Source organism: Arthrobacter sp. SPT-J7 (assembly GCF_059089965.1).
Genome location: NZ_JBNHFF010000272.1, coordinates 1 through 3,961, shown reverse-complemented (window position 1 = coordinate 3,961; position 3,961 = coordinate 1). Strand labels below are relative to the sequence as shown.

General features: G+C 64.1%; 4 protein-coding genes. All 4 read right to left on the bottom strand.

Annotated features, from left to right (window positions below):
• Nucleotides 1-1,969: DNA polymerase III subunit alpha (gene dnaE, locus AC5RWX_RS31155; RefSeq protein ID WP_494100062.1), on the bottom strand; the 1,969-nt coding region annotated here is incomplete at its 3' end.
• Between the two features lie 36 nt (nt 1,970-2,005).
• A complete protein-coding gene (locus AC5RWX_RS31150) occupies nt 2,006-2,932 on the bottom strand; it encodes an RluA family pseudouridine synthase (RefSeq protein ID WP_494100061.1) in 927 nt (308 codons plus the stop codon).
• Nucleotides 2,925-3,497 carry a signal peptidase II gene (gene lspA / locus AC5RWX_RS31145; protein ID WP_494100060.1) on the bottom strand — a complete coding sequence of 191 codons (573 nt, stop codon included), beginning with the start codon at nt 3,495-3,497 and terminating at the stop codon, nt 2,925-2,927. Before lspA ends, AC5RWX_RS31150 begins: the two co-directional genes overlap by 8 nt.
• A gap of 91 nt (nt 3,498-3,588) precedes the next feature.
• On the bottom strand, nt 3,589-3,961 hold a 373-nt coding region (locus tag AC5RWX_RS31140; RefSeq protein WP_494100059.1), incomplete at its 5' end, for a DivIVA domain-containing protein.

Sequence of the window (3,961 nt, the reverse complement as noted above, 5' to 3'; positions counted from 1 at the left end):
CGAAGTTGTCAGGCTTCATCAGCTTCAACAGGGACCGCATTGGCCCGCCGTCGAGCTGGAAAACGCCCAGAGTGTCGCCGCGGGCCAACAGCTCGTAGGACGGAGCGTCATCGAGTTCCAGGGACTCCAGGTCCAGGTCGATGCCGCGGTTCATTTTGATGTTTTCCAGGGCGTCGGAAATGATCGTGAGGTTCCGCAGCCCCAGGAAGTCCATCTTGATCAGGCCAAGGCCTTCGCAGGTGGGGTAGTCGAACTGCGTGATCACCTGGCCGTCCTGGATCCGCCGCATGATGGGGATGACGTCGATGATCGGGTCCGAGGACATGATCACGCCGGCCGCGTGGACGCCCCACTGGCGCTTCAGCCCCTCAATGCCCAGCGCGGTCTCGAACACCTTGGCGGCTTCCGGATCCGTGCTGATCAGCTGCCGGAAATCACCCGCTTCGCCATAGCGTTTGGCCTCCGGGTTCTGGATATCCGCCAACGGGATGTCCTTGGCCATCACGGCCGGGGGCAGCGCCTTGGTCAGCTGCTCCCCCATGCTGAACGGATATCCCAGCACGCGCGAGGAGTCCTTCAGCGCCTGCTTGGTCTTGATCGTGCCGTAGGTGACGATCATGGCAACGCGCTCGTCACCGTACTTGCGGGTCACGTAGTCGATGACCTCCGGGCGGCGCCGGTCATCGAAGTCGACGTCGAAGTCGGGCATGGAGACGCGGTCGGGGTTCAAGAAGCGCTCGAAGATGAGGCCGTGCCGCAGCGGGTCCAGGTCGGTGATGCGCATGGCGTAGGCCACCATGGAGCCGGCTCCGGAACCACGGCCGGGACCTACCCGGATGCCGTTGTTCTTCGCCCAGTTGATGAAGTCCGCCACCACCAGAAAGTAGCCGGGGAACCCCATGGAGGTAATGACGCCCAGCTCGTAATCGGCCTGCGCCCGCACCTCGTCCGGAACGCCGGCCGGGTAACGGTACTCGAGCCCACTGGCTACTTCCTTGACCAGCCACGAGGTTTCGTCCTCGCCTGGCGGGCACGGGAAGCGCGGCATGTAGTTGGCGCCGGTGTTGAAGGAAACCTCGCACCGCTCGGCAATCAGGAGGGTGTTGTCGCAGGCATCGGGGTGGTCCCGGAAGAGCTCACGCATCTCCTGCGGTGACTTCAGGTAGTAGCCGCTGCCGGAGAAGGCGAAGCGGGAGCCGCCGTTGTCGTACGTGGGTTCCAGGAGGGTGGAGCCGGACTGGATGGCCAGCAGCGCCTCGTGGGCCTTGGCATCGTGCTCGTGCGTGTAGTGGAGGTCGTTGGTGGCGACGAGGGGAAGGTTCAGTTCCTTGGCGAGCCGGAGCAAGTCCCCCGTAACACGCCGTTCGATGTCCAGCCCATGGTCCATCAGTTCGCAGAAGTAGTTCTCGGCACCAAAGATGTCGCGGAACTCGGAGGCTGCCTCAAGCGCCTCTCGGTATTGGCCCAGCCGCAGGCGCGTCTGGATCTCCCCTGAGGGGCAGCCGGTGGTGGCGATAAGCCCCTCGGAGTAGGTGTTCAGCAGTTCCCGGTCCAGCCGCGGCCACTTTCCGAATACAGCATCCAGGGAAGCGATGGACGACGCCCGGAACAGGTTCCGCATGCCTGCGTTGTTGTAGCTAAGAAGCGTCATGTGGGTGTATGAGCCACCGCCGGAGATGTCGTCCTTGCGCTGGTGCTCCTCACCCCAGCGCACCCTGCTTTTGTCACCGCGCGCCGTGCCCGGAGTTACATAGGCCTCAACGCCGATAATCGGCTTGATCCCCTTGTCGGTGGCCTTTTTCCAAAAGTCGAAGGCGCCGAAGAGATAGCCGTGGTCGGTAGTGGCAATGGCGGGCATGCCCAGCCGTTCGGTTTCGTCGAACAGCTCACCGAGCCGTGCAGCACCGTCCAGCATTGAATACTCGGTGTGGTTGTGGAGATGGACAAACGAGTCGTTGCTGGAAGTCACCGCACTATTCTATGCGCTGGGCGGGCTGGAGATTGGCTAGGCTTGCCCGGACTCCAGCACTTCGAGCGCAAACGCCAGGTCCTGCGGGTAGTCACTCACTACACGTACCGGCTCGCCCGTAACCGGGTGTTCAAAGCCGAGCTCGCGGGCGTGCAGCCACTGCCGCGTCAGGCCGAGCGTGGCGGCCAGGCGGGGATCGGCGCCATACGTCAGGTCACCGGCGCAGGGATGGCGCAGGGCCGAGAAATGCACCCGGATCTGGTGGGTCCGTCCCGTTTCTAGGTGCACCTCAACAAGGCTCGCTTTGCCGAATGCTTCCACCACTTCGTAGTGGGTCACGGACGGCCGCCCGTCCTCAATGACCGCGAACCGCCAGTCATGCCCCGGGTGCCGGCCGATCGGCGCGTCAATGGTGCCCACCAGCGGATCGGGCAGGCCCTGGACCACTGCATGGTACACCTTGTCCACGGTGCGTTCCTTGAAAGCCCGCTTCAGGGCGGTGTAGGCACGTTCGGACTTGGCCACCACCATCGCCCCTGACGTCCCGACGTCGAGCCGGTGGACAATGCCGGCGCGCTCAGGCGAGCCGGAGGTGGAAATGCGGTAGCCTGCCCCGGCGAGGCCGCCCACCACCGTTGGACCCACCCAGCCAGGGGAAGGGTGGGCGGCGACCCCCACGGGTTTATCGACGACGACGAAATCGTCGTCGTCGAGCAGGATCTTCAGGCCTTCCACAACTTCCTCCACGACTTCCAAAGGGTCACGCCGTTCCGGCAGGCTCACCTGGAGGACGTCTCCGGCCACGAGCTTGGCTGACTTGCCCAATGCTTTGCCTCTGCTGAGGACACTGCCTTCAGCGATCAGGGTGGCCGCGAGGGAACGGGAGATCCCCAGCAGCCCGGCAAGGCCCGCGTCTGCGCGGGACCCCGCGAATTCGTCCGCGACGACCACGCGTTCAGGCATCGCTGGACTTCTCCTTGCGCTCATGGGTCAGCCGGGTTCCGTCCAGGGCTATTCCGCGCAGGGTCAGGATGCAGATGATCGCGACGGCGGACACTACAGCTGAGTCGGCGATGTTGAAGATCGCGAAGTTGGGCAGTTGGATGAAATCCACTACGTGTCCCATGCCGAAGGACGGTTCCCGAAAGAGCCTGTCGGTGAGGTTGCCCAGCGCGCCACCCAGCAGCAGGCCGAGGGCCAGGGACCACCACTTGGAGCCAAGCCTGCGCACTTGGAACAGGATGGCCACGGCAACGGCGGCCATGATGATGGAGAACACCCACGTGACGTTTTGCCCGATGGAGAAAGCCGCCCCGGAGTTCCGGATGAAGTACCAGTGCAGCAGGGGCGGGAGTACCGGGATCCGCTCCCCTTCAACCATCGTGGACGTGACCCACATTTTCGTCAGCTGGTCCAGGACATACGCAAAAACTGCGAACCCCGCAAACAGGGACATCAACACGGCCCTCCGGGGGCGGGGCGAAGGCGGTACGGGGCGTGCCGGGTCGGCGGCGAGTTCGTCAGTCATGGTGCTTTCATTCGTAAGACCTGTGTCAATGCCAAAAGCCGGTGACCGAGGAAACCTCAGCCACCGGCTTTCAGAATACGTGCTTGCCGGATTAGTTGGCTTCGCTGACTTCCGGCGTTGCCACTGAACCGCGGGCATCGAGGTCGCGGAGCTGGCCCTCGATGTAGGCCTTCAGGCGCGAACGGTAGTCGCGCTCGAAACCGCGGAGCTGCTCCACCTTGCGCTCCAGCACGGAACGCTGCTGCTCGAGGGCTCCGAGGATCTTGCGGGACTTCTCCTGGGCATCGTTGACGAGGCTACTGGCTTCGATCTGCGCCTCTGCGATGATCTTGTCCTTCTGTGCCTTTCCGTCTGCGACGTGGCGGTCGTGCATCTGCTGGGCCATGGCGAGCAGGCCGGCTGCGGATTCGGCTGAGGCACTGGCGGCGGCCGGAGCGGCGGCAACGGGGGCGGCAGCAGCCGGA

What these genes read in the sequence shown, in the direction of transcription:
- lspA (WP_494100060.1), bottom strand. Translation starts at nt 3,497, where the DNA reads ATGACTGACGAACTCGCCGCCGACCCGGCACGCCCCGTACCGCCTTCG.
- AC5RWX_RS31150 (WP_494100061.1), bottom strand. Translation starts at nt 2,932, where the DNA reads ATGCCTGAACGCGTGGTCGTCGCGGACGAATTCGCGGGGTCCCGCGCA.